The following is a 22468-nucleotide window of genomic DNA, read 5'->3' on the forward strand; positions in this document are numbered from 1 at the left end:
ATTCGAATATTGTCACTAAAAATTGTGAACAATATTTAACACACAAAGTATTCATGCACCACCGAATAGCCAGTGCAACAAAAAAACCCGCTCGAAAGCGGGTTTTTGATGGTCAGTTTGCCTTACAGTGACCGCGCGATAATCTCTTTCATGATCTCGCTGGAGCCGCCATAAATACGCTGCACGCGCGCATCGGCGTACATCTGCGCAATTGGATATTCCATCATGTAACCATAACCGCCGAAGAACTGCAGGCACTCGTCAATCACCTTGCATTCCAGTTCGCTCAAATGCAACTTGGCAATTGAGGCTGTTGCCGCATCCAGCTTACCGGCAACCAGTTTCTCAATGGAGTTGTCGATAAATGCACGGGCCACCACAGCCTGCGATTTCAACTCTGCCATCTTGAAGCGGGTGTTCTGGAACTCAAAAATCGACTTGCCAAAGGCCTTGCGTTCTTTGGTGTATTCCAGGGTAATTTCTATGGCCATTTCAATGGCGGCCATGGCGCCCACGCCCAACATAAGGCGCTCGTAAGGCAGTTCAACCATCAACTGCATGAAGCCCATGCCTTCAGCGCCCAACACGTTTTGGGTTGGAATACGCACATTGTCAAAGAACAGTTCGCAAGTGTCTTGTCCTTTCTGGCCCAGTTTTTCCAGAATGCGGCCAACCTTGAAACCTTCTGCCTGCTTGGTTTCAAGCAGTAGCAAGGTGGTGCCTTTTGCCCCGGCGCTGGGGTCGGTTTTCACCACCAGAATAATGACATCGGCGTGATAACCATTTGAAATAAAAATCTTGGAACCATTCACAACGTAGTGGTTGCCGTCTTTCACCGCGCTGGTGCGAATACCCTGCAAGTCTGACCCTGCACCAGGCTCGCTCATCGCGATTGCACCAATCATTTCACCGCTGGCCATTTTCGGCAAAAAGTATTGTTTCTGTGCTTCGGTACCGTGGTTCAAAATGTACTGCGCAGCAATCGCGTGCACATGCACCCCGAACGACCGGTCACCGCTGTAGGCCAGTTCTTCAAACAGTACAGCCATGTGGGTAAAATCACCGCCTGCGCCACCGTATTCTTCGGGAATGTCAGCAGACAACAAACCCATTTCACCGGCTTTGTTCCACAACTCACGGTCCACATACTGTTGCTTGGCCCATTTGTGTTGATTGGGTTTGATCTCTGCTTCAACAAAACGACGAATATTGGAACGGTACAGTTCGAGGTCGGAATTCATCCAGCTGGGGTTGGGGTATCTCATTTGTCTCTTCGCACTCTCAAAGTTATAGGTCAACCGACCGGTTGCAGTGAATCGATTATAGGTCACATGACCGGTTTGTCAATATTTGAGTTAAAGTAACGCCCATGAGCACACACGCCACCACTGACAAAGGTCACATTCGTTCGCAAGAAATATTGAGAACAGCCCAAGCCATATTGGCCGCTGAGGGCTATGCCGGGCTGAGCATGCGCAGCGTAGCCACTCAACTGGGTATTTCACTGAGTACCGTGCAGCACTACTACACCAACAAGGAAGCCTTGGTTGAGGCCTTGCTGATTTATGTGATGGACAATTACCAGGCAGCGGTTGCGCAGGTGATGAATGCGATGAGCGACAAAAGTCAGCTGGAACGATTTACCACCATCGTGGATTTGATTTTGCTGGAAATACGTCGCCCGGAAACCTTTGGCGTACTGGCTGAAATTTATGCGTTATCGAACCGTTTGCCTTTTGCAGCCCGATTGATTGATGCGGTGTATGCACGGGAAAGAAAAGAAATTTTTAAACTGATTTACGGGCTGGAACCAAAAATCAGCAAGTCGGAATACAAGCTGCGGGCAGCCATGATTGTGGTCCAAATTCACGGGCTTGTTTCACAGCTTGCGCAAGACAACGACCCAAGCCTTAGCCGAAAACAACTTGAACAAGCTGCTCGGCAAAGCTTTTTAATGTTGGCTACAAGAGCCTGATGCATTTAACCGTAAACCCTCAGGCGTAGACGTTCAGGCGAGTACCCAAATTGCCGCTGGTTGCCAAAGGTGGTGGTTGTGGAATGGACTGAATCAGCTGGGCAACAGAAGATTCCGCGATGTCCATGGTTTTCTTGAACACTGCAATTTGACCTTGCTGAATATTTTGGGCCTGCTGCATTTGAACCGTGGCATTCACCATGGCGGCTGGGGATACATCCATGCATTTTCTCCATATCAATTCACTTGATAACGGCAGCAGCACACAAAAGTTGAATCGAACTTGCTAAGACCCCTTCTTGGCTCGGTCCAGAATTTGCACCACCAGCTCACTGCGTATCTGTTCACCGCGCTCCACATTCTGGGCGTGTAGCAGCACGTTTTCCTCAATCAGCTTCGCCATTGAACTAAGCAGCACATAAATGAGGTCTTCGGCCTTGAACATGGCCGCATTTTGAAGAATGTTCAAAGCCCCCAGGCAACAAGAGTGGCGCAGCGCCATTTCATCCACTGCAAGATCGCCATAGTCCAGTGGATCCTCCTTGGCAACTTCATTGACCAACATCACTAAGGTGTTCAAATCAATTTCTACTTGATGCGTTGTTGCCATGGTGTTTCTCCGTGGTGAGCACACCTTCGTTCTACCATAGCGCTGTACAGAAAACCAGCACAAAATGGGTCAAAGCCCACCCAATCAATTACAACTATTTGCATTATTGATAAATATGAGTAATTATTGGAAGATACTTCAAGAATTACAGGGATAAACGCCATGAAAACCGCCAAAGAATTGCAAGCCAACCCAATCGTGGGTGAAACCCACCAGGTGCACAATGTGGCCAGTGATTTGCACAGCTACAACCTGTTTACCACTGACGCGGCCCTGCTTGAGGGCGTGAAGCGCGAAGGTGGCGCGTGGGGTGTTGGGGAGGTTGCTGCCTTTGGCGAAAAATGTGGCAAACCGGAATACCTTGAACTGGGTTTTCTGGCCAACAAATACACACCTGAACTGGATACCCATGATCGCTTCGGCAACCGGGTTGATTCCGTGCGCTACCACGGTGCCTACCATGAACTGATGAAATCAGCGCTAGAGGAAGGATTGCACAGCCAGCCCTGGACCCACCCGCGAGAAGGTGCCCATGTGGTGCGCGGTGCAAAAGCATTCCTGCAAAGCCAGGTGGAGGCCGGCCATGGTTGCCCTGTCACCATGACATTTGCCTCGGTTCCCAGCTTCCGTATACAACCCGAAGTGGCTGCAATTTTTGAATCCAAAATTCTGAATCGCGGTTACGACCCGCGCAATGTGCCCATTGATGAAAAACAGTCCATCACCGTGGGCATGGGCATGACCGAAAAACAGGGTGGATCCGATGTACGGGCCAACAGCACCATGGCCACACCGGTTAATCAGCCCGGTGCGGGGCAACTGTATTGCCTGGTGGGCCACAAGTGGTTTTTGTCGGCCCCCATGTGCGACGTGTTTTTGATTCTGGCGCAAACCACCGCTGGTGTGTCTTGCTTTGCCGTGCCCCGCTGGTTGCCCGATGGCACAAAAAACGCACTCAACGTGATTCGTCTGAAAGACAAAATGGGCAACAAATCCAATGCATCCAGCGAAGTGGAATTTCGTGGTGCGCAAGGCTGGTTGATTGGCGATGAAGGCCGCGGTGTGCCCACCATCATTGAAATGGTTAGCCTGACCCGCTTTGACTGCATGGGCGCATCCGCTAGCCTGATGCGCGCTGGCTTGGCCAATGCCATTCACCACTGCAAACAGCGCGCCGCCTTCGGTGCCAAATTAATTGACCAACCCCTGATGCAAAACGTGTTGGCCGATTTTCAGCTGGAATACGAGGGCGCCATGGCTTTTTCCATGCGCATGGCCCGGGCACTGGACATGAAAGACAGCGACGAACACGAAGCCCAACTGGCGCGCCTGGCCACAGCTGTTGGCAAGTACTGGATTTGCAAACGCGCACCCCAGCACAGCTACGAAATCATGGAATGCATTGGCGGCAGCGGTGTCATGGAAAATTCAATTTACCCCCGCCTGTTCCGGGAAAGTGTGATCAACCCGATCTGGGAAGGCAGCGGCAATGTGCAATGTCTGGATGTACTTCGTGCCATTGCAAAAACACCGGCTGTGCTCATGGCATTCAATGCCGAATTGAACAAAGCACGTGGTGGCAACTCCATACTTGATACCTACCTGGATGGCTTGAACCAACAGTTCAGGCAACTGAACCCTGCCGATCTGCATGGCTTGCAGTACAGTGCCCGTACCATGGTCGATCAAATGGCCTTGGCCTTTGAAGCATCTTTGTTGGTGCGCCATGCACCTGCTGCAGTTAGCGAGGCTTTCTGTGCAAGCCGCCTGGCGGCACAAGGGCACCACAACTACGGCGCCTTGCCCAAGGGCATGCAGGTGAAAACAATTATTGAGCGGGCTGACCCCGCAATTAACAAAGCCTGACAGTTGAAATCACGAGAGTTCAATCAACGCCCATTGCCTGGGTGTTGGTTCCTCTCGCGCCTTCACCGACAGGCTGTGCGCCATGTCGTGAAAGGGTTTGCGCATGCGTGGCGTGGGCCAAAACAGTTGGCCCGCCAAACCTGGTTGCCGGGTCAACGCTGCTTCAATTGCAGGTATGCAATCGTTCCACACCAGTGCGTTGGGCCAAATTATCAAAGCCCACTCAATACTTTCCTGCTCGGCCAACACCGAGCTATAGGCCTCACAAGGTCTGCTGCACAACTGCACCACCTCGCCATTTTCAATGCACACCGCCGCCATGCAGTAACGCCCCTGCCCTGCGCCAGACGCATCCACCAACACATGCCTGCCCGTGTTGAATAACTCAGGCCTGCGATCTGAATCAGCGACACGAAAAGTCATTGGCACGGCACCCAGGAAAAAGGCGAATTATAGAAACAAGCCTTTGAGATTGAAAGGATTTCTTTAATCATTCCGTGTGAAGTACGCAACGAATCATCAAGAAAGAAATGAAGGTGTTTACCCTGAGAGCAGGCACCGGCAATTGCCGCTAAAATTCACGAATCAAAAAACCTGTCACAACGCAATATGAACGCAGCACTTCCCGCCCAACCCGGAAAATTATTCCAACTGGTCTTCGCACTCATCATGGGTTTTCTGATGGTGGGCATCGTCACCTTTGTGACCACCGCCAGCAATTTTGGCTTTGGTGGCAACTTTCTGGCCACCTGGGGAAAAACCTACTTCATTGGTTATTTGGCTGCCGTGCCAGCCATCTACATGCTGGCCCCCATCGCAAGGCGGATCACGGCGCAGTTACTGAACTAGCGCACTGAATCGGCATTACCCCTTTTCTCCGGTTTTCAGTGCGGCTACCCTGCGGTTATTCTTTCGGTTAAATGGTTTTAACCCAAAAGGCCACAGGAGCCCCTCGTGACGGAATTCAAACGCAGCCAGGAAATGCACCAGTACTATCGCGACAGTCTGGTGAAAACCTATTTCTTTGAAGAGCTTGGAAAAATCCCGAAAGAAACACTGATTTCGTTGATCGACACCAATGCCTGCGACCCCGTGTTGTGTGCTGAAACCCTGCATGCCGTGCAATCGGGTTTGCCCGCTGCAAAAGACCTGGCACTGAAACAAATGATCATGCTGATTGCGCAATCCCATTTGTCCATGGACAAACACCGCAATGGCATTCAAACACCCCTGCCTGCGGCTTATAAAAAAGGCATTCGCGATGGGCTCATGCGTGTGCTGCAAAAAGTGCCCAGCGTGAAATACCTGATGAACGCCATTCAGATTTTGTACCGCATTGGTGAAATCGATGAGGCCATGGCTTTGGTGCGCAAAAACGAAAAAATTGTTGACACCTCGCCACACCTGCAACAAATCGTCGCCATGGTGTACACCATGGAAGCGCGTTACGAAGAAGCACTGCCTTACCTGGTCAAGCTTGTGGATTCAGGTGCCCACCAAAACAATTCGCTGGTCAAACTTCTCAGCATGACCTGCATGTACGAACTGGGTGCCCTGCCTGACGAACCCGTCGACTTTGCCAGCCTGGCCAATAAACCTGTACAGGCGGAAACAGGATTCCCCTATGCATGGATCATCGAACCAGCCAAAACACAACGCACCAAACCCACTGTGTTGATTGCCTGCGACGACAAGTACTTTTATGAACACGCGCTGACCCTGCTGTATTCCGTGATTGAACACAACAGTGCCGACCTGCTGGTGCATTTTCACCTGTACACACCCAACGCCAGTGTGATTCAACACGTTCAAGACCTTGCAGGCAAATATCCACAACTGGAAATTACTGCCACGCAGGAAACAATCGATTTGGAATCACCCACCAAAGTGGTGGAGTTTGCAACCCGTCGTTTTGCCGCCAGCAAAGCCCTGCTGACACACCTGAATTCACCTGTAATACTGATTGATGCCGATGCCTTGTGGCGCAAGCCCTGGGCGGCCACCCTGGGCGAATTGGCCAACAACAACGATGTCATTGTGTGCCAACCCAAGGCGGCGCCATTTTGGGAACATGTTGCAGCGGGTGTGGTGTACTTGAACAACACACCGGCCGCCCAGCGATACATTGCGCAAGTGGTTGCGTTTATTGAAGACAACCTGAACAAAGGCAAATCAATCTGGTTTCTGGACCAGATCGCCTTGTCAGCATGTCGCCAGGAAGCACACAAGCAAAGTTCGGGCATTCGATTTGGCAGCATCGCCCCCGATCGCTTGATGGACGTCAACCACGGCGAGAACGCATTGATCTGGGTGGTTACCAACCAGAAGCATGCAGCCGGTGTTTATGCCGATTACAAGCGCGAATTACAACAACGCCATGAATAAATACTGGTTTCAAAATGCGACTTGAATGCGACTAAAAATTCGCTTTAGTCTGAGGCATCTTCACAGCCTGCCTCAGCCACATGACCGCCATTGATCACCCCCACCCCACCCGACTACGGCCTTTTCCGCTGACCCAGGTTCACACACCCTGGCCTATCCAACAATTACTGGGTGGGCAGTTCGCTCCAAGCCAGCAACAGTACCTTGATTTGCACAAGGGTTTGTTTGAAGGTGATCCGGTGATGGACCAATACATCGAGGCGCGAATCAAAGCGTCGCCTGATCAGCCCGATTGGCGGGAATTTCACCAAGCCCTGCAGTCAAACAATCCACTGACCTGTCAGGGCAGCGACGCACTTCAAACTGTGTTGCAGTCCACCTGCACCAACCCCGACTGGGCAGACTGGGCGTTGATCGAGGAAGGTGTGCAATTCATTCACAGCACCGGGCGTGCCGCCACCGACGTGCTGCGTGACATGGCCTTGATGGGCGGCTACCTGATGGTCGCTTTCAACAAAACCCTGATTCTGACCGGCGAACTGGAAAAAGGCGCAGCCCCCCGGCTGGCCAGCACAGCGCAATGGTGGCTCAAAGTGGTCAACCCACACGCCAACCACGCGGGTGGCCCCGGTGCCATGTCCACACTGCGCGTTCGCTGGATGCATGCACTGGTGCGCAAGCAGTTGCAGCACAACCCACAATGGAACACCACGCAATGGGGGCTGCCCATCAACCAGGTGGACATGGCCGCCACATACCTGGGCTTTAGCACTGTCATGCTGCTGGGTCTTCGCAAAATGGGCATTGTAGTAACACCACGCAATTCAAGGGCTGTGATGCAACTGTGGAAATTGATCGGCTGGCAAATGGGTGTACAGGAAAAATGGCTGGTTGATACTGAAGCACAGGCGTTGATTCAGTTGCGTCAGTTTTTGTTCACCCACTCCCCACCCGACGAGTCCACCCACCGCCTGGCTACCGCACTGGCTGGCGAACCGCTTAGCCGCGGGTACAACAACTTTCAAAACCTGCGCAGGGCTTATGCCCATCAAAAGCATTTGAGTTCATCGTGGTATTTGCTTGGCCCGCGCATGTTCCGCAAATTGGGGCTACGCGCTCCCTTTGGTCCCTTCATTGCCTTATTGGCCGTACCCGCAAGGGCTGCCCTGCATATGTTGGGGCGATGCACGCCAGGGCTGGCTACATGGCACATTCGCCAAGGCCGAAAATCGCAGGAAATTGCAGTGGCTGAACTTCAACAGCGGCAAGTTCAACAGGCCGTGCCACCTGTTTCCGTCAACGCGAGTTGAATACGAACAATAAGTCGTATTAAACTGAACGATCGTTCGAATAACAAAGGCAGAGGCAATATGGGAAGCTGGTCGAATAAAACAGTATTCATCACCGGCGGCAGCCGTGGCATTGGGCGGGAAATCATTTTGCGATTGGCGCGAGAAGGCGCCAATATTACGATTGCTGCCAAATCAGACACACCCAACCCCAAGCTGCCCGGCACCATTCACTCGGTCGCGCAGGAAGTGAACGAAGCTGGCGGTAGAGCACTGCCAGTGGCCACCGATGTGCGTGACGAGGAACAAATCAAACGTGCCATTCGGGCCACCGTGCAACAGTTTGGTGGCATCGATTTGCTGGTGAACAACGCCGGTTTTTTGGGCATTACCCAACTGGGCATTACCGAGACCAAAAAATTCGACCTGATGCACGCGCTGAACACCCGCGCCCCGCTGATCACCATGCGCGAATGCCTGCCCTACCTGCAAGCCAGCAAAGGCAGCGTGCTGAACCTGTGCCCACCGCTGAACCTGGACAAAGGCTGGCTGGGTGCATTCATTCCCTACACCAGCACCAAGTATTCAATGACATTGCTCAGCATGGGTTTTCAGCAGGAAGTCAAAGCCAAAGGTATTGCGGTTAAAACCCTGTGGCCTGCCACCTTGATCGCCACCGCTGCAGTGGGCATGTTCAGCGGCGAAGAAGGTTTGAATGTGTCGCGCAAACCCGAAGTGATGGCCGATGCTGCATTTGAGTTGATCAATCAGCGTGATCGCTTTGATGCCAAGGTAAGCTGGCTGGATGAAGAAGTGCTGCGCGAAACCGGGGTATCGGATTTCACGCAATACGCCAACAACCCGGTGCGCGTGGATGAAATTCAACGGGACTTCTACATCGGCAAGTTCTAAAATCCATGCGCAAAATTCCACAGCAGCAACGTTCCAAAGAACTGGTTGCGCGGCTGGTTGACGCCACCGCCCAATCCATTCGGGAACAAGGCATGGACAAGTTCACCACGCACCATGTGGCCGAACTGGCAGGCGTCAGCGTGGGGTCGCTGTATCAGTATTTTGATTCACGCGAAGACTTGATTGAGGCCTTGCTGGACACAGTCACGCTGAATCTTCGCGAAGGCTTGAATACGCTGGTACTGGAAAAAACCACCGATCTTCGCGACATGGTGCAACGATCCGTGCACTTCGGCATGTCTTTTTTGCGTGCCGACGATGGCCTTGCAGTTGAGCTGGTGCGCAACTGGTACCGCCTGCCCACCCAGAATGTGGTTCGGCTGCTGCAAGACACTCTGCTGGACTTCATGCGGATGTACCTGCTGAAGAACCCGCTGAGCAACAACCCCGAACGGCTTCAAATTCGAAGTTTCATTATTGCCAACGCCATCGTGTTCACCATGATCCGCGCGATCAGTGAACCCAGCCCTTTCATCACCGACGAGGAACTGGAAATTGAGTTGGTCGAAATGGTAGTCAGCTATTTGAATGCTTAGTTTGGATTCTTGTTTTCATCGTAAATAGTGCCACCAAAGCGCAAAGCAGAATCGTCACGCTTTGAATGCAACACGGGATAAAACATTTGGTGCGCCCAGTGTTCCTGCCCGTGAATACGGTCGTCCATCAAACCGATGTGTTCAGGGTACTTGCGGGTAATGTGAGCTGTTCCAAAAATAACGTCCCACAAAAAAAGCATGTTGCCGAAGTTGCCCGTGTAGTGTCCGATGCCATCCTTGTTGGTGAGTGCATGGTGGGCCCAGTGCGTGGCGGGTGTTGAAATGGTGCGCTCAACAACCCACATCACCGGTTGCAATGCCTTGATTTTGTAAAGTGGTTCGTCCCAACGCCAGGAGCAATGCGCCCCCAAAATGATGGTCAGCTTCAGGGTTAAATAACTGGCGTACACCCAGCCGCCAAACCCCAAGAACAACAAGACACCGGCAATCCACAGGCCAGGCATCATCAGGTAATAAAAAAAGTTGTTGCGAAAAGTCATGCGTACACTCATGTACTGCGCAGAATGGTGGGCACGGTGCAAAGGCCACAACAACGGCGAATGCGAAGCCCGGTGCCACAGGTATTGCGTTAAATCATCGCCCAACAACAACACGCCAAACATGGCCCACCAGGGCCAGTCAGCCCAAATGCCCTGCCACTGCGCAAACCAGGCCTCGCCGAGTTGTTGAGTTGTGAAAATTGCCAAAGGCTGCGACACAGCCACCACACTGATAAACACAAGCAAGTCCAGCTTGGTGTCATTCGCCGTGGCATTCACCGTGGTTTGGTAGCGACGCGTGGCGAACTCCATCAAGGCAAAGCCTGCAATGGCAATCAAAATCAGTACGTTCTGAAATTCCGAGATTTGCATGATGGGTCCGCGTGGTTCAACGATAGCTTGAATTTAACCTTGTACTGAATATACGTCCAATGCATAATTAATTCACTTTCAATGCAATCAGCGCATCACATTGACCAATCTTCATCAGCTTGAACATCTCTTGGCCCTGGACGAAACGCGCCATTTTGCCAAAGCAGCGCAAAAGGTTCACCTCAGCCAACCTGCGTTCAGCCGTAGCATTCAATCGCTTGAAAAACAAACCGGCTTACTGCTGTTCGAACGCAAGGGCGGCAAAATACGCCCCACACCCGCAGGTCAGTTTCTAATTCAACGTGCCCGAATTCTTGTACTCGAAGCCAAATCTCTGAAGCGCGACATTGGTCTTTATCTGCAAGGAGAGGTGGGTGAGCTGGTGTTTGGCGTGGGCCCATTTCCCGCTGTCACGCTGGCTGGACGGGTCATTGAAAAAATTCGCTTGGCGTTTCCAAAAGTTTCGGTTCGCATTGAAATTGACAACCCGGCAAACCTGTTGGCTTTGTTATTGAAAGAAGAAATCGATTTCTTCGTTGCCGACACGGGAGAAATCAATGCTGCGCCCTACTTGAACATTCAGCCATTGATGCGCCAGTATGGGCATTTGTATGCGCACGCCAAGCACCCTTTGGCGGGCAAGACCCACCGGTTCGAAGATGCCTGGGAATATGGGATAGCCTCAGTGAAGTTACCCGACATGCTCAAGGCTGGCCTGGGTCAGCTGTTGGGGCAAAACAGCCGAAACCTGCTGCAACTTGCACTGGAATGCGACGACGTTAACCTGTTACATCAAGTGGCCTTGAGTACCAACACCGTTGTGGCCTCGACTGAACTTGCGGCCAAACCCTGGCTGGACAATGGCAGCCTGGTGAAGCTGGAGATCATCGATTTTCCGCCATTGTTTAGCAATATTGCCGTAGTGAACTTGAGCAGTCGTTTACAGTCGCCTGCGGCCAGTTATGCGATCGAAGATTTTAGAAAATATTCCACAACAGGGCAGCAGAAATCGAAATGACAACGATGAAAGTGAAAAAGTCGACTGCCAGCCAAGTTTATGTCCCGAACGTAAAACCCCTAACACATGAGTGATTGAATGAACAACACCTTCCGCGCACAGTGTCAATGTGGTCAATTGACGCTTACCTTCACCCAGACGCCCGTTGCACAATTGATCTGCCATTGCCGTGATTGCCAAACCATTAGCGGCATGCCTTACGCGAAGGCCGCTTTTTTTAAAGCCGAGGAACAATGCACACAGGGCGAATTCAAGGCGATTGACATGACAGGCGGCTCTGGCAAACCCAAGCAATACCGCAGATGCAGCCAATGCAATGATTTTGTTTATGCCACTGTCGATGCGCTGACTGGCCTGTTGGGTGTGGCCGCAGACAGGCTGGGGCCACCTTTCGAATTCCAACCCATGGCCCATGTATGGACCAGCGAGAAGGCGCCCGAAGTAGATATTCCCCAAGGCGTATTCCAGTTTCCCAAGGCGCCGCCGTTCAGGCCGGGTAAGCAATAAAATAAACCGCCCATAGGGAGGTGAAAACAACCTAAACCCCCTTGCTACATGCGGTTTTCCATGGCATGTTACCTACGCTCATTAACTCTTTGGAACTATAAACAATGAACAAAACCGAATTGATTGACGCCATCGCCGCAAAAAGTGAATGCTCCAAGGCCGCTGCTGGCAAAATGTTGGATGCCTTCATCGAAACCGTGAGCCAGCAAATGGCCGATGGCGACAAGGTTGTTTTGGTGGGTTTCGGTACATTTCAAACCGGCGCACGTGCAGCCCGTGAGGGTCGTAACCCACGCACAGGCGAAACCATCAAGATTGCAGCAGCTGTAGTGCCTAAATTCACTCCTGGCCAAAGCCTGAAGACCAAAGTAAATACAAAGCCAGCAAAGAAAAAGAAATAAATCAAGACACATCATTTATGCCTTAAACCGTTGCTTCCAAGTATCGGTTACGAGCCCCCGCCCGTGAAAACGTTGCGGGGGTTTGTTTTAGGTGTAAATATCGCGTTAACCTTATCTAACCCAACTTCTAATAGCGATTTGATCAACATGAAGCATTCAATGATTTGGTCTGTAATTTCTGTTCTCTCACCCGTGTTGCTCTTCCCGACTACCGCCGCTGCCGAGGAAATCAAACTTCCCTCTGGCGTTGTTGTGGCCATTGATGGGAAATCAACAGGTGCACAAAAGCCAAAAAGTACGTCGACCGTAAGTGTTCACTACGAGGGCGCGTTAACAAACGGCACTGTGTTTGATAGCTCTTACAAACGCGGCGCACCAGCCACATTCCCACTAAGCGGTGTTATTCCGTGCTGGACGCAAGGCGTCAGCACGATGTCAGTCGGCGACAAGGCCACGTTGACCTGCCCTGCAGACACAGCCTACGGCGCGCGCGGCATACCCGGGGTGATCCCCCCGAACTCCGTATTGAAGTTCAAGGTTGAACTGCTTGAAATAAAGCGTTGATGGTTTGAAATTTTCAAAAATTTCGAGACAAGAAAAAAGCCCTTGCGGTTATTCACCGTAAGGGCTTTTCACTTTTTTATTTGGCTCCCCGACCTGGACTCGAACGGGGGACCTGCGGATTAACAGTCCGTCGCTCTAACCAACTGAGCTATCGGGGAAAGAGCCGAGATTATAGCAGCGAAATTTTTTTGTGCAACCCCAAATACCCAAATTGGACAAATGAATTACAAAAACCCCGCTGCCTGCTTAAACCTTAGGCAACTTATTGCTTAACCCCTGTTTAACCCAATGCTTTCGCAATGCGCTCGCAGGCTTTTTCCAGGTTGCCCATGCTGGTAGCAAATGAAATGCGGAAGTAACCTTCAGCACCAAAAGCAGAACCAGGCACCACAGCAACACCGGCTTCCAGCAGGTACGCCGTCAGTTCCAGATCATTTGCTGCCTTGATCTTGCCTTCTGCAGCCAGCTTCTCGATGGCCTTGCGCGCGTCTACAAATGCGTAGAAAGCGCCTTCGGCTTTCAAAGTTTGAATCGTCGGCACAGCATTCAAAGCCTTGGTCACAAACTCATTGCGTTCACGGAACGCAGCCACCATAGGCTTCAAACAATCCTGGTCGCCGCTCAAGGCAGTTTCCGCGGCCACTTGTGAAATAGACGTGGGGTTGGAAGTGGACTGGCTTTGCAGGTTCGTCATGACATCGATCAACTTGGCCGGGCCCGCTGCAAAACCAATACGCCATCCGGTCATGCTGTACGCCTTGGAAACACCGTTCAACACCACGGTACGGTCTTTCAATGCGGGGCAGGCGTTCAAAATATTCACAAACGGCACACCAGCCAGGTTGATGTGCTCGTACATGTCATCGGTGGCCACAATAATATTGGGGTGCTTCAACAGCACTTCGCCCAAGGCCGCCAACTCTTCCTTGGTGTACACAGCGCCCGTGGGGTTGCTGGGGCTGTTGATCATGAACATCTTGGTTTTTGGCGTAATGGCGGCTTCCAGTTGGGCAGGGGAAATTTTAAAGCCCTGCTCAATGCCGGCAAACACCAGCTTGGGCACACCGCCAGCAATTTCAACAATGTCAGCGTAGCTCACCCAGTAAGGTGCAGGAATTACCACCTCGTCACCATCGTTGATGGTAGCCAGCACCATATTAAAAATGCATTGCTTGCCACCCACGCCAACAACAATTTCATTGGCTTTGTATTCCAGCCCGTTGTCGCGTTTTAGCTTGGCGATCACGGCGTTTTTAAGGCCTACGGTGCCACCAACGGCTGTGTATTTCGTAAAGCCGGCATCAATGGCTTTCTTGGCAGCCTCTTTGATGTGGTCAGGCGTGTCGAAGTCGGGTTCACCAGCGCCCAAGCCGATAATGTCTTTACCCTCGGCTTTCAGTTGGGCCGCCTTGGCTGTCACGGCAAGTGTAGGGGAAGGTTTGATCGTAAGTGCGCGATTTGAAAGCATGATTCCGTTGTCTGGGAGTGAAAAAAGAAAAAGTCAAGTCTGGAAAAAAAACTCATTTCCGACGATAATGCAGGATTGGCTTATCACAAAATGCTGCGAATTTTCTGCAGCCAACAGCCCAATGATGCAACTCCGTAATTCTACGGGATTGGCCAGAAGGTTCAACCCGTGGGGTTAATCATTGGCTAAAACCGCTGTGCTTTGTGGTTGCCTCGCATCAAGACTCGTAGTTTAACATGGCCCCTGGATTTATCAGTTACCCCAACAGTCCGTTCGAGCTTTACCAGCCCTACTCCCCGGCTGGCGACCAGCCGACCGCGATTGAAAAGCTGATCGAAGGCGTGAACGATGGCGAGGTGTTTCAAACCCTGCTGGGCGTTACCGGCTCGGGCAAAACCTTCACCATGGCCAATGTAATCGCCCAAACCGGGCGCCCGGCTTTGGTTTTGGCCCCCAACAAAACCCTGGCTGCCCAGCTGTACGCTGAAATGCGCGAGTTTTTCCCCAAAAATGCGGTGGAATACTTCGTCAGCTACTACGACTACTACCAGCCCGAAGCCTACGTGCCCAGCCGCGACCTGTTCATTGAAAAAGACAGCTCGATCAACGAGCACATTGAACAAATGCGGCTTTCAGCCACAAAAAGCCTGCTGGAGCGCCGCGACACCATTATTGTGGGCACGGTCAGCTGCATTTACGGCATTGGTGATCCATCGGACTACCACGCCATGATTCTGAGTATTCGCCATGGCGACAAGCTCAGCCAGCGCGACATTCTGAAACGCCTCATCGCCATGCAGTACAAGCGCAATGACCTGGACTTCACGCGCGGCACCTTCCGGGTTCGGGGCGACACCATCGACGTGTACCCGGCCGAACATTCCGAGTTGGCTGTGCGTATCGACCTGTTCGACGATGAAATAGATGCAATTCAGCTATTTGACCCGCTAACCGGCAAAATTCGCCAAAAACTGCCACGTTTCACGATTTACCCCAGCAGCCACTATGTAACGCCCCGCGCCACGGTGCTGCGTGCCATTGAAACCATTAAAGCAGAATTGCGCGAACAACTTGATTTCTTTGTCAAAACCGGAAAACTGGTCGAGGCCCAGCGCCTGGAACAGCGCACCCGCTTTGACCTGGAAATGCTGGCCGAACTCGGTTTTTGCAAAGGCATTGAAAACTACAGCCGCCACATGTCAGGCGCAGCGCCTGGCGAGCCGCCCCCCACACTGATCGATTACCTGCCCAAAGACGGCTTGATGATCATTGACGAAAGCCACGTCACCATTGGCCAACTGGGCGGAATGTACCGTGGAGACAGGTCCCGCAAGGAAACTTTGGTTATCTTCGGCTTTCGTCTGCCATCTGCCATGGACAATCGCCCCTTGCGTTTCGAGGAATTCGAGTCCAAAATGCGGCAAACAGTGTTTGTTTCAGCCACGCCCTCGAATTACGAGAAAGAGCATTCTGGCCAAGTGGTTGAACAAGTGGTGCGCCCCACAGGGCTGATTGACCCTGTGATTGAGGTGCGCCCTGCCACCACCCAGGTCGATGACCTGCTCAGCGAGATTCACGAACGAACTCGCGCTGGCGATCGAGTATTGGTCACAACGTTGACCAAGCGCATGGCCGAAGACCTCACTGACTACCTCAGCGACAATGGTGTGCGCGTGCGTTATTTGCATTCCGACATTGAAACCGTTGAGCGCGTTGAAATTATCCGTGACCTGCGTTTGGGCGAATTTGATGTGCTGGTTGGAATTAATTTATTGCGCGAGGGCTTGGATATTCCGGAAGTGTCCCTAGTTGCAATACTGGATGCCGACAAAGAAGGCTTTTTGCGCAGTGAACGCAGTTTGATTCAAACCATTGGCCGCGCTGCCCGCAATTTGAACGGCAAAGCCATTTTGTACGCAGACCGGGTGACCAATTCCATGGAATTGGCAATTGGCGAAACCACCCGCCGCAGAAACAAGCAAATTGAGTTCAATACAGCAAACGGCATTACCCCACGGGGCGTGAACAAACAGGTCAAGGAACTTATCGACGGCGTGTTCGATCCAAACGCTTCAAGGCAACGCAAAGCCGATAAGGCCATGGAAGTTGCCCCCTTGGGTGAAAAGCAGTTGGCAAAAGAGATTAAACGGCTTGAGAAACTCATGCTGGAACACGCGAAGAACCTGGAGTTTGAAAAAGCCGCCCAGGCCCGCGACCAGTTGGGTTTGCTGAAAGAACAGTTGTTTGGCAGCAAGGGCGAGTCCAACGTGACCTCGCTGGATGCCAAACGCAGCGCCTGAAGCAAGCAGGCGCGTTGCAAAGATTTGAAGAGTTTTACTTTAATGGGTTCAGGACAATAGGAAGCCAATATGAAAAGCAAAGTTTTGTTTGTGTGCATGGGAAACATCTGCCGCTCACCAACAGCAGAAGGCGTTTTCAGGCAGATGGTAAGCGAAGCGGGTCTTGACCATGAAATTTCTGTTGAGTCAGCCGGCACGCATGCCTACCATTTGGACAAAACGCCCGACCCCCGCGCCGAGGCAGCCGCCGCCAAGCGTGGTTACGACATTTCCAACCTGATTTCACGCCAGGTTACTGCTGACGATTTCCGCGACAGTGACATGATCCTGGCCATGGATTGGGACAACATGAGCCTGCTTCAACAGCAGTGCCCACGCCAGTACGCGCACAAAATTCAATTGATGATGCGCTACGCCACTGAACATGACGAAGCCACCGTGCCCGACCCCTACTATGGCGGCCCCGATGGTTTTGACACCGTGTTGAACTACATTGAAGACAGCTGCACAGGCTTGTTGGAAGTGTTGCGCAAACGTGTATTTCAGTTCGCGGCAGCATAATCTGATCCAGCCCGCTTTCGGCGGGCACTGAAGTCAAAAACCGCTGGCCTTTGCTGGCGGTTTTTCTTTTGCAGATCAAGGTTTCCCCTAGCCATTCAAACCCGCCGAATACTTGAGTAAAACAGTCAACTTTGCTATACTTGACCAAAATAGTAGGAATTAGCCGGAAGGCTTTTAAGGGTGCAATAAAAGGATTGCCATGCGATTGACCACAAAAGGCAGATTTGCCGTTACAGCCATGATTGATCTTGCTTTACAGCAAGACACAGGGCCGGTTTCGCTCGCCGGCATCAGCCAGCGCCAGAGTATTTCACTGTCGTATCTGGAGCAGTTGTTTTCGAAGCTGCGCAGGCACGAGCTGGTTGAAAGCGTTCGCGGCCCCGGTGGCGGTTATCATATTGCCCGCGCCCTGAAGGAAGTCAGCGTTGCTGACGTCATTTTGGCTGTGGATGAACCGCTGGATGCAACCCAGTGTGGTGGCAAGGAAAATTGCACCGATGAAGGCCAGTGCATGACGCACGACCTGTGGAGCAGCCTTAACACCAAAATGCTCGAATATTTGGGCTCAGTCACTTTGCAGTGCTTGGTTGAAAAGCACAAACAAAAAGACGCTGAGCGAACCATTCAGTTTCGTGAAAGGCCAACGGCATCTAATGCCGCAGCCGCACAACATACACATTAAATAGCAGTTGATTGGAGCAAATACACTATGAAGATGCCGATTTATCTCGATTACAGCGCCACCACCCCTGTGGATCCGCGCGTAGCCGACGCCATGATTCCTTTCCTGCGTGAAAGCTTTGGCAACCCGGCATCCCGCAGTCACGCCTATGGCTGGACCGCAGAGGAAGCCGTTGAAAAAGCCCGTGAAGACGTTGCCGCTTTGGTCAACGCCGATCCACGCGAAATCGTGTGGACTTCTGGCGCAACCGAATCGAACAACCTGGCCATCAAGGGTGCAGCGCTTTTCTATGGCGAAACCAAGGGCAAGCACATCATCACCTTGAAAACTGAACACAAGGCTGTGCTGGACACCTTCCGCGACCTGGAACGCCATGGCTTTGAAGCCACTTACCTGGATGTTCAGGACAACGGCCTGATCAGCATGGACGCCCTGAAAGCTGCCATTCGCCCCGACACTGTGTTGATTTCAATCATGTTTGTGAACAACGAAATTGGCGTGATTCAAGACATTCCGGCCATTGGTGAATTGTGTCGCGAGAAAGGCATCATTTTCCACGTGGACGCTGCGCAAGCCACCGGCAAGGTAGAAATCGACCTGCAAAAGCTGAAAGTAGACTTGATGAGCTTTTCTGCGCACAAAACTTATGGCCCCAAAGGCATTGGTGCCCTGTATGTACGCCGCAAGCCCCGTATTCGCATTGATGCACAAATGCACGGTGGCGGCCACGAGCGTGGCATGCGCTCAGGCACCTTGGCCACCCATCAAATCGTTGGCATGGGCGAATGCTTCCGCATTGCCAAAGAAGAAATGGCCAGTGAATTGCCACGCATGAAAGCATTGCGCGACCGTTTGCTCAACGGTTTGAAAGCCATTGATGAAATTTATGTCAACGGTGATCTGAATCAGCGTGTGGTGCACAACCTGAACGTGAGCTTCAACTTCGTGGAAGGCGAGTCCCTGATCATGGGCGTAAAAGAAATTGCGGTATCGTCTGGTTCAGCCTGTACATCGGCCTCTCTTGAGCCCTCCTATGTACTACGTGCATTGGGCCGCAGCGACGAATTGGCGCATAGCTCGATTCGTTTCTCGATTGGTCGTTTCACGACTGAAGCCGATGTTGATTTCACCATCGAATTGATGAAAGCCAAAGTGGCGAAGTTGCGTGAATTGTCGCCCCTTTGGGAAATGCACCTGGACGGCGTGGATTTAAGCACCGTTCAATGGGCTGAGCACTGAAATATTTGAAGATTGAGGAGAAGTACCATGGCATACAGCGAAAAAGTTCTGGACCATTACGAAAATCCCCGCAACGTGGGCTCGTTCGAAAAGGGCGACGACGAAGTGGGTACAGGTATGGTGGGCGCACCCGCTTGCGGCGACGTAATGAAACTGCAAATCAAGGTAGGCGCCGACGGTTTGATTACCGATGCGAAGTTTAAAACCTACGGCTGTGGTTCGGCCATTGCTTCGTCTTCATTGGTCACCGAGTGGGTCAAGGGCAAAACCCTGGACCAGGCTTTGGAAATCAAGAACACGGCGATTGCTGAAGAGTTGGCCTTGCCACCTGTAAAAATTCACTGCTCCATTTTGGCTGAAGACGCCATCAAGGCAGCGGTTGAAGATTACAAAAAGAAGCACGCCTGATTGTTGAAAAGTTGTTGATAAGGAATTGAACACCATGGCGATTACATTGACTGAGCGCGCCGCCGACCACATTAGCAAGTTCCTGACCAAACGCGGCAAGGGAATTGGTTTGCGCATTGGTGTGCGCACCACCGGCTGTTCCGGCATGGCTTACAAGCTGGAGTTTGTGGATCTTGTTTCCGACGAAGACAATGTATTCGAAGCCCATGGTGTGAAGCTTTTTGTGGATCCCAAAAGCATGCCTTACCTTGAAGGCATTGAACTGGACTTCGCACGCGAAGGCTTGAATGAAGGTTTCAAATTCAACAACCCCAATGAAAAGGCGCGCTGCGGCTGTGGTGAAAGCTTCACCGTTTAATTGTCAGCCCAATGACCAACTTAGCAATCAAGTTAAACGACAGCGATTTTGATATTTTTGGGTTGCCCTGCCAGTTTGCTCTGGACAGCGCAGCCCTTTCTGCTTCTTATCTGCGACTTCAAAGCCAAACCCACCCTGATCGCTTTGCGAATGCCGGCGCTCAGGAAAAAAGGCTGGCAGTGCAGTGGGCCACCCGTGTGAACGAAGCCTACAAACGCCTTCAAAACCCGATGGAACGTGCCATTTACTGGTGCGAACTACACGGCGAAAACCCGCGTGGGCAACAAAGTAACCTGCCACCTGCACTGCTGATGCAGCAAATGGAATGGCGAGAATCACTTGAAGAAATCAAGGGCGTAGAAGCACTTGAAGATTTGCTGAGCGAAGTGGCCGCCGAGAAAAAGCGTTGTTTGACCTTGATCGCACAACAAATTGATACAGAAAAGAACGCGCAGGCAGCCAATGGCACTGCACAGGCTTTGCTGTTCATTAACAAATTCATGATTGAGTTGACCAAGAAATTGGAGCAACTGGAGGATGCCAGCTAATGGCTTTGTTACAAATTGCTGAACCAGGCATGTCGACAGCACCGCATGAGCACAGGCTCGCGGTGGGGATCGACCTGGGCACCACGCATTCACTGGTGGCCAGCGTACGCAGCGGCAGCGCCGAATGTTTGCCCGATTCTTCAGGCCGTGTCATTTTGCCCAGCGTGGTGCGTTACGGCGAAACAGGCGTGAAGAACATGGGTGAAGACGCCTTGGCCTGTGCGGACACAGACCCATTCAATACCGTGTTTTCGGTCAAGCGCCTGATGGGGCGAGGTCACAAGGATGTGCAGGGGTTGAACCTGCCCTACCGTGTGAAAGATTCCGGCGGCATGGTTGAAATTGAAACTGACTATGGCACCAAAAGCCCAGTGGAAGTGTCTGCCGATATTTTGCGTGCATTGCGCAAACGCGCTGAAGCCACTTTGGGTGGCGAGCTGGTCGGTGCGGTAATTACAGTACCCGCGTATTTCGATGATGCACAACGCCAAGCCACCAAAGACGCAGCACAACTGGCTGGCCTGAACGTACTGCGACTGATCAACGAGCCCACCGCAGCTGCTGTGGCGTACGGTCTTGATCAAAATGCGCAGGGCCAGTTTGTGGTGTTCGATTTGGGTGGTGGCACATTCGATGTGTCCATTCTGCGCCTGCAAGCCGGTGTATTTGAAGTGCTGGCCACAGGTGGTGATTCAGCGTTGGGCGGTGACGATTTCGACCGCGCCATGGCCGACCACTTCATTGCCACACATGGCTTTGAAGAACTGAACGCGCAACAGCGATCACGCCTGGTCATGGCTTGCCGCCGCGTGAAAGAACAAATTTCTCACGAGCACACTGCATTTCTCAGCGTGGAATTTAAAAGCGGTGAAACCATTGCAGAAACAGTCACCGCCGAGCAGTTTGAGGCCATTGTAGAGCCGTTGGTGAAACGCACCATTCAAGCCGCCCGCAAAACATTGCGCGACGCTGGCTTGAGTACCGATGAAATTGATGGCGTGGTCATGGTGGGTGGCTCTACCCGCATGCCCGTGATTCGCAAAGCTGTGAAAGCGTTTTTTGGCAAAGACCCGCTGGTGAACTTGAACCCGGATGAAGTGGTAGCGATTGGCGCATCCATTCAAGCCGATACCTTGGCGGGCAACCGAAGCGACGACGAGCTGCTACTGCTTGACGTGATTCCACTGAGCCTGAGCCTTGAGACCATGGGTGGCCTGACTGAGCGAGTCATTAGCCGCAACAGCACCATTCCAGTTGCGCGTGCACAGGAATTCACCACCTTCAAGGACGGGCAAACCGCCATGGCCATTCACGTGGTGCAAGGTGAACGCGAACTGGTTTCAGAAAACCGTTCACTGGCGCGGTTCGAGCTGCGCGGCATTCCACCCATGGTGGCTGGTGCGGCACGCATTCGTGTCACCTTTCAGGTTGATGCCGATGGCTTGCTCGCTGTAAATGCCATGGAAACAGGTTCTGGCGTATCGGCCAATATCACCGCGAAGCCTTCTTACGGGCTGGACGACGATCAAATTGCCGGCATGCTTAAAAACAGTTTTGAGTTTGCAGAAGCTGACATGAACGCACGCCAGTTGCGCGAGCAGCAAGTGGAAGCCATGCGCCTGGTGGAATCGGTTGAAGCGGCCATTGCGAAAGACAGTGAATTGCTCGACACCACCGAACTCAACACGATTGATGCCAGTGTGAATGCATTGCGAGAACTGGCTCAAACCGAGGATTTGCGCGCCATTGAAAAAGGCATCGACGACTTAAGCCATTTGACAGCAGACTTTGCCGCACGCCGAATGGATGCAGGTATTCGCAAAGCGCTGACCGGAAAAACCATCGACACTGTGAGCACCACCCTTGGCGGCGCTGCGAAATAAACGCGACACAACAGAACACGAGAGAT

The 22468-nt window shown here is 52.1% G+C and carries 25 protein-coding genes and 1 tRNA gene; 19 read left to right on the forward strand and 7 right to left on the reverse strand.

The window, feature by feature from the left end:
- Nucleotides 1-122: 122 nt before the first annotated feature.
- On the reverse strand, nt 123-1265 hold the full coding sequence (locus tag P0D43_RS13000) for an acyl-CoA dehydrogenase family protein (protein ID WP_341237478.1): 1143 nt from the start codon (nt 1263-1265) through the stop codon (nt 123-125).
- Between the two features lie 104 nt (nt 1266-1369).
- On the opposite strand from P0D43_RS13000, the gene P0D43_RS13005 reads away from it, so the two are divergent.
- On the forward strand, nt 1370-1975 hold the full coding sequence (locus tag P0D43_RS13005) for a TetR/AcrR family transcriptional regulator (RefSeq protein WP_159571381.1): 606 nt from the start codon (nt 1370-1372) through the stop codon (nt 1973-1975).
- A 19-nt stretch (nt 1976-1994) separates the two neighbouring features.
- On the opposite strand, the gene P0D43_RS13010 is transcribed toward P0D43_RS13005, so the two are convergent.
- Both P0D43_RS13010 and P0D43_RS13015 read right to left on the reverse strand, forming a co-directional pair.
- The gene (locus tag P0D43_RS13010; RefSeq protein WP_159571384.1) at nt 1995-2198 is read right to left on the reverse strand and encodes a YjfB family protein; all 204 of its coding nucleotides are present in this window, start codon (nt 2196-2198) and stop codon (nt 1995-1997) included.
- Between the two features lie 63 nt (nt 2199-2261).
- Nucleotides 2262-2585 (reverse strand): hypothetical protein, encoded by a 324-nt coding sequence (locus P0D43_RS13015; protein WP_159571387.1) that lies wholly within the window; start codon nt 2583-2585, stop codon nt 2262-2264.
- A 162-nt stretch (nt 2586-2747) separates the two neighbouring features.
- Between P0D43_RS13015 and P0D43_RS13020 the strand changes: the two genes are divergently transcribed.
- Nucleotides 2748-4451 carry an acyl-CoA dehydrogenase family protein gene (locus P0D43_RS13020; protein WP_394672610.1) on the forward strand — a complete coding sequence of 568 codons (1704 nt, stop codon included), beginning with the start codon at nt 2748-2750 and terminating at the stop codon, nt 4449-4451.
- Nucleotides 4452-4460: 9 nt separating this feature from the next.
- On the opposite strand, the gene P0D43_RS13025 is transcribed toward P0D43_RS13020, so the two are convergent.
- The gene (locus tag P0D43_RS13025) at nt 4461-4874 is read right to left on the reverse strand and encodes a hypothetical protein (protein ID WP_394672611.1); all 414 of its coding nucleotides are present in this window, start codon (nt 4872-4874) and stop codon (nt 4461-4463) included.
- 186 nt (nt 4875-5060) lie between these two features.
- Between P0D43_RS13025 and P0D43_RS13030 the strand changes: the two genes are divergently transcribed.
- The 5 genes from P0D43_RS13030 (at nt 5061) to P0D43_RS13050 (ending at nt 9633) form a co-directional block, all read left to right on the forward strand.
- Entirely contained in the window at nt 5061-5300 is a 240-nt protein-coding gene (locus P0D43_RS13030; RefSeq protein ID WP_159571396.1) for a DUF2798 domain-containing protein, read from the forward strand.
- A gap of 105 nt (nt 5301-5405) precedes the next feature.
- A complete protein-coding gene (locus P0D43_RS13035) occupies nt 5406-6836 on the forward strand; it encodes a hypothetical protein (RefSeq protein ID WP_394672612.1) in 1431 nt (476 codons plus the stop codon).
- A gap of 80 nt (nt 6837-6916) precedes the next feature.
- Complete coding sequence (locus P0D43_RS13040; RefSeq protein ID WP_394672613.1) at nt 6917-8146, forward strand: oxygenase MpaB family protein; 1230 nt, start codon at nt 6917-6919, stop codon at nt 8144-8146.
- A gap of 60 nt (nt 8147-8206) precedes the next feature.
- On the forward strand, nt 8207-9037 hold the full coding sequence (locus tag P0D43_RS13045; RefSeq protein ID WP_394672614.1) for an SDR family oxidoreductase: 831 nt from the start codon (nt 8207-8209) through the stop codon (nt 9035-9037).
- Nucleotides 9038-9042: 5 nt separating this feature from the next.
- The gene (locus tag P0D43_RS13050) at nt 9043-9633 is read left to right on the forward strand and encodes a TetR/AcrR family transcriptional regulator (protein ID WP_394672615.1); all 591 of its coding nucleotides are present in this window, start codon (nt 9043-9045) and stop codon (nt 9631-9633) included.
- Here the strand turns inward: P0D43_RS13050 and P0D43_RS13055 are convergent.
- Nucleotides 9630-10505: a sterol desaturase family protein gene (locus P0D43_RS13055; RefSeq protein ID WP_394672616.1), complete on the reverse strand. Its 876-nt coding sequence runs from the start codon at nt 10503-10505 to the stop codon at nt 9630-9632. The two genes, P0D43_RS13050 and P0D43_RS13055, sit on opposite strands and share 4 nt — an antisense overlap.
- A 100-nt stretch (nt 10506-10605) precedes the next feature.
- Here P0D43_RS13055 and P0D43_RS13060 point away from each other — a divergent pair, with 100 nt between their 5' ends.
- The 4 genes from P0D43_RS13060 to P0D43_RS13075 all read left to right on the forward strand — a co-directional run bounded on the left by P0D43_RS13060 (nt 10606) and on the right by P0D43_RS13075 (nt 12995).
- Nucleotides 10606-11523 (forward strand): LysR family transcriptional regulator, encoded by a 918-nt coding sequence (locus tag P0D43_RS13060; RefSeq protein ID WP_394672617.1) that lies wholly within the window; start codon nt 10606-10608, stop codon nt 11521-11523.
- Between the two features lie 78 nt (nt 11524-11601).
- Complete coding sequence (locus P0D43_RS13065; protein WP_394672618.1) at nt 11602-12030, forward strand: GFA family protein; 429 nt, start codon at nt 11602-11604, stop codon at nt 12028-12030.
- A 104-nt stretch (nt 12031-12134) separates the two neighbouring features.
- Nucleotides 12135-12431, forward strand: coding sequence for an HU family DNA-binding protein (locus P0D43_RS13070; RefSeq protein ID WP_159571466.1), 297 nt, complete (start codon nt 12135-12137; stop codon nt 12429-12431).
- A gap of 159 nt (nt 12432-12590) precedes the next feature.
- The gene (locus P0D43_RS13075) at nt 12591-12995 is read left to right on the forward strand and encodes an FKBP-type peptidyl-prolyl cis-trans isomerase (RefSeq protein ID WP_236550883.1); all 405 of its coding nucleotides are present in this window, start codon (nt 12591-12593) and stop codon (nt 12993-12995) included.
- An 81-nt stretch (nt 12996-13076) separates the two neighbouring features.
- Here the strand turns inward: P0D43_RS13075 and P0D43_RS13080 are convergent.
- Nucleotides 13077-13153, reverse strand: a tRNA-Asn gene (locus tag P0D43_RS13080).
- Nucleotides 13154-13275: 122 nt separating this feature from the next.
- Entirely contained in the window at nt 13276-14463 is a 1188-nt protein-coding gene (locus tag P0D43_RS13085; protein WP_159571469.1) for a pyridoxal phosphate-dependent aminotransferase, read from the reverse strand.
- Between the two features lie 236 nt (nt 14464-14699).
- Between P0D43_RS13085 and uvrB the strand changes: the two genes are divergently transcribed.
- From uvrB to hscA, 8 genes are all read left to right on the forward strand, one after another.
- Nucleotides 14700-16763 carry an excinuclease ABC subunit UvrB gene (gene uvrB / locus P0D43_RS13090; RefSeq protein WP_394672619.1) on the forward strand — a complete coding sequence of 688 codons (2064 nt, stop codon included), beginning with the start codon at nt 14700-14702 and terminating at the stop codon, nt 16761-16763.
- Between the two features lie 69 nt (nt 16764-16832).
- Entirely contained in the window at nt 16833-17324 is a 492-nt protein-coding gene (locus P0D43_RS13095; protein WP_159571475.1) for a low molecular weight protein-tyrosine-phosphatase, read from the forward strand.
- A gap of 199 nt (nt 17325-17523) precedes the next feature.
- On the forward strand, nt 17524-18006 hold the full coding sequence (iscR, locus tag P0D43_RS13100) for a Fe-S cluster assembly transcriptional regulator IscR (RefSeq protein WP_341237752.1): 483 nt from the start codon (nt 17524-17526) through the stop codon (nt 18004-18006).
- A 27-nt stretch (nt 18007-18033) separates the two neighbouring features.
- The gene (locus tag P0D43_RS13105) at nt 18034-19245 is read left to right on the forward strand and encodes an IscS subfamily cysteine desulfurase (RefSeq protein ID WP_159571481.1); all 1212 of its coding nucleotides are present in this window, start codon (nt 18034-18036) and stop codon (nt 19243-19245) included.
- A gap of 27 nt (nt 19246-19272) precedes the next feature.
- Complete coding sequence (gene iscU, locus P0D43_RS13110; protein ID WP_138519366.1) at nt 19273-19653, forward strand: Fe-S cluster assembly scaffold IscU; 381 nt, start codon at nt 19273-19275, stop codon at nt 19651-19653.
- 34 nt (nt 19654-19687) lie between these two features.
- Complete coding sequence (gene iscA, locus P0D43_RS13115; protein WP_159571484.1) at nt 19688-20011, forward strand: iron-sulfur cluster assembly protein IscA; 324 nt, start codon at nt 19688-19690, stop codon at nt 20009-20011.
- 11 nt (nt 20012-20022) lie between these two features.
- Entirely contained in the window at nt 20023-20559 is a 537-nt protein-coding gene (gene hscB / locus P0D43_RS13120; RefSeq protein ID WP_394672620.1) for a Fe-S protein assembly co-chaperone HscB, read from the forward strand.
- Entirely contained in the window at nt 20559-22442 is a 1884-nt protein-coding gene (gene hscA / locus P0D43_RS13125) for a Fe-S protein assembly chaperone HscA (protein ID WP_394672621.1), read from the forward strand. Before hscB ends, hscA begins: the two co-directional genes overlap by 1 nt.
- The last annotated feature ends 26 nt before the right edge of the window (nt 22443-22468 follow it).

The sequence above is a fragment of the Limnobacter sp. genome, assembly GCF_043511195.1.
GTDB lineage: Bacteria > Pseudomonadota > Gammaproteobacteria > Burkholderiales > Burkholderiaceae_B > Limnobacter.

Bases quoted from the DNA above. Each gene is read 5' to 3' on its own strand.
- hscA (WP_394672621.1), top strand. From the start codon at position 20,559: ATGGCTTTGTTACAAATTGCTGAACCAGGCATGTCGACAGCACCGCAT.
- hscB (WP_394672620.1), top strand. From the start codon at position 20,023: ATGACCAACTTAGCAATCAAGTTAAACGACAGCGATTTTGATATTTTT.
- P0D43_RS13085 (WP_159571469.1), bottom strand. From the start codon at position 14,463: ATGCTTTCAAATCGCGCACTTACGATCAAACCTTCCCCTACACTTGCC.
- P0D43_RS13015 (WP_159571387.1), bottom strand. From the start codon at position 2,585: ATGGCAACAACGCATCAAGTAGAAATTGATTTGAACACCTTAGTGATG.
- P0D43_RS13040 (WP_394672613.1), top strand. From the start codon at position 6,917: ATGACCGCCATTGATCACCCCCACCCCACCCGACTACGGCCTTTTCCG.
- uvrB (WP_394672619.1), top strand. From the start codon at position 14,700: ATGGCCCCTGGATTTATCAGTTACCCCAACAGTCCGTTCGAGCTTTAC.
- P0D43_RS13045 (WP_394672614.1), top strand. From the start codon at position 8,207: ATGGGAAGCTGGTCGAATAAAACAGTATTCATCACCGGCGGCAGCCGT.
- P0D43_RS13070 (WP_159571466.1), top strand. From the start codon at position 12,135: ATGAACAAAACCGAATTGATTGACGCCATCGCCGCAAAAAGTGAATGC.
- P0D43_RS13000 (WP_341237478.1), bottom strand. From the start codon at position 1,265: ATGAGATACCCCAACCCCAGCTGGATGAATTCCGACCTCGAACTGTAC.
- P0D43_RS13030 (WP_159571396.1), top strand. From the start codon at position 5,061: ATGAACGCAGCACTTCCCGCCCAACCCGGAAAATTATTCCAACTGGTC.
- P0D43_RS13075 (WP_236550883.1), top strand. From the start codon at position 12,591: ATGATTTGGTCTGTAATTTCTGTTCTCTCACCCGTGTTGCTCTTCCCG.
- iscA (WP_159571484.1), top strand. From the start codon at position 19,688: ATGGCGATTACATTGACTGAGCGCGCCGCCGACCACATTAGCAAGTTC.
- P0D43_RS13050 (WP_394672615.1), top strand. From the start codon at position 9,043: ATGCGCAAAATTCCACAGCAGCAACGTTCCAAAGAACTGGTTGCGCGG.
- iscU (WP_138519366.1), top strand. From the start codon at position 19,273: ATGGCATACAGCGAAAAAGTTCTGGACCATTACGAAAATCCCCGCAAC.
- P0D43_RS13010 (WP_159571384.1), bottom strand. From the start codon at position 2,198: ATGGATGTATCCCCAGCCGCCATGGTGAATGCCACGGTTCAAATGCAG.
- P0D43_RS13105 (WP_159571481.1), top strand. From the start codon at position 18,034: ATGAAGATGCCGATTTATCTCGATTACAGCGCCACCACCCCTGTGGAT.
- iscR (WP_341237752.1), top strand. From the start codon at position 17,524: ATGCGATTGACCACAAAAGGCAGATTTGCCGTTACAGCCATGATTGAT.
- P0D43_RS13020 (WP_394672610.1), top strand. From the start codon at position 2,748: ATGAAAACCGCCAAAGAATTGCAAGCCAACCCAATCGTGGGTGAAACC.
- P0D43_RS13025 (WP_394672611.1), bottom strand. From the start codon at position 4,874: ATGACTTTTCGTGTCGCTGATTCAGATCGCAGGCCTGAGTTATTCAAC.
- P0D43_RS13065 (WP_394672618.1), top strand. From the start codon at position 11,602: ATGAACAACACCTTCCGCGCACAGTGTCAATGTGGTCAATTGACGCTT.
- P0D43_RS13005 (WP_159571381.1), top strand. From the start codon at position 1,370: ATGAGCACACACGCCACCACTGACAAAGGTCACATTCGTTCGCAAGAA.
- P0D43_RS13055 (WP_394672616.1), bottom strand. From the start codon at position 10,505: ATGCAAATCTCGGAATTTCAGAACGTACTGATTTTGATTGCCATTGCA.
- P0D43_RS13095 (WP_159571475.1), top strand. From the start codon at position 16,833: ATGAAAAGCAAAGTTTTGTTTGTGTGCATGGGAAACATCTGCCGCTCA.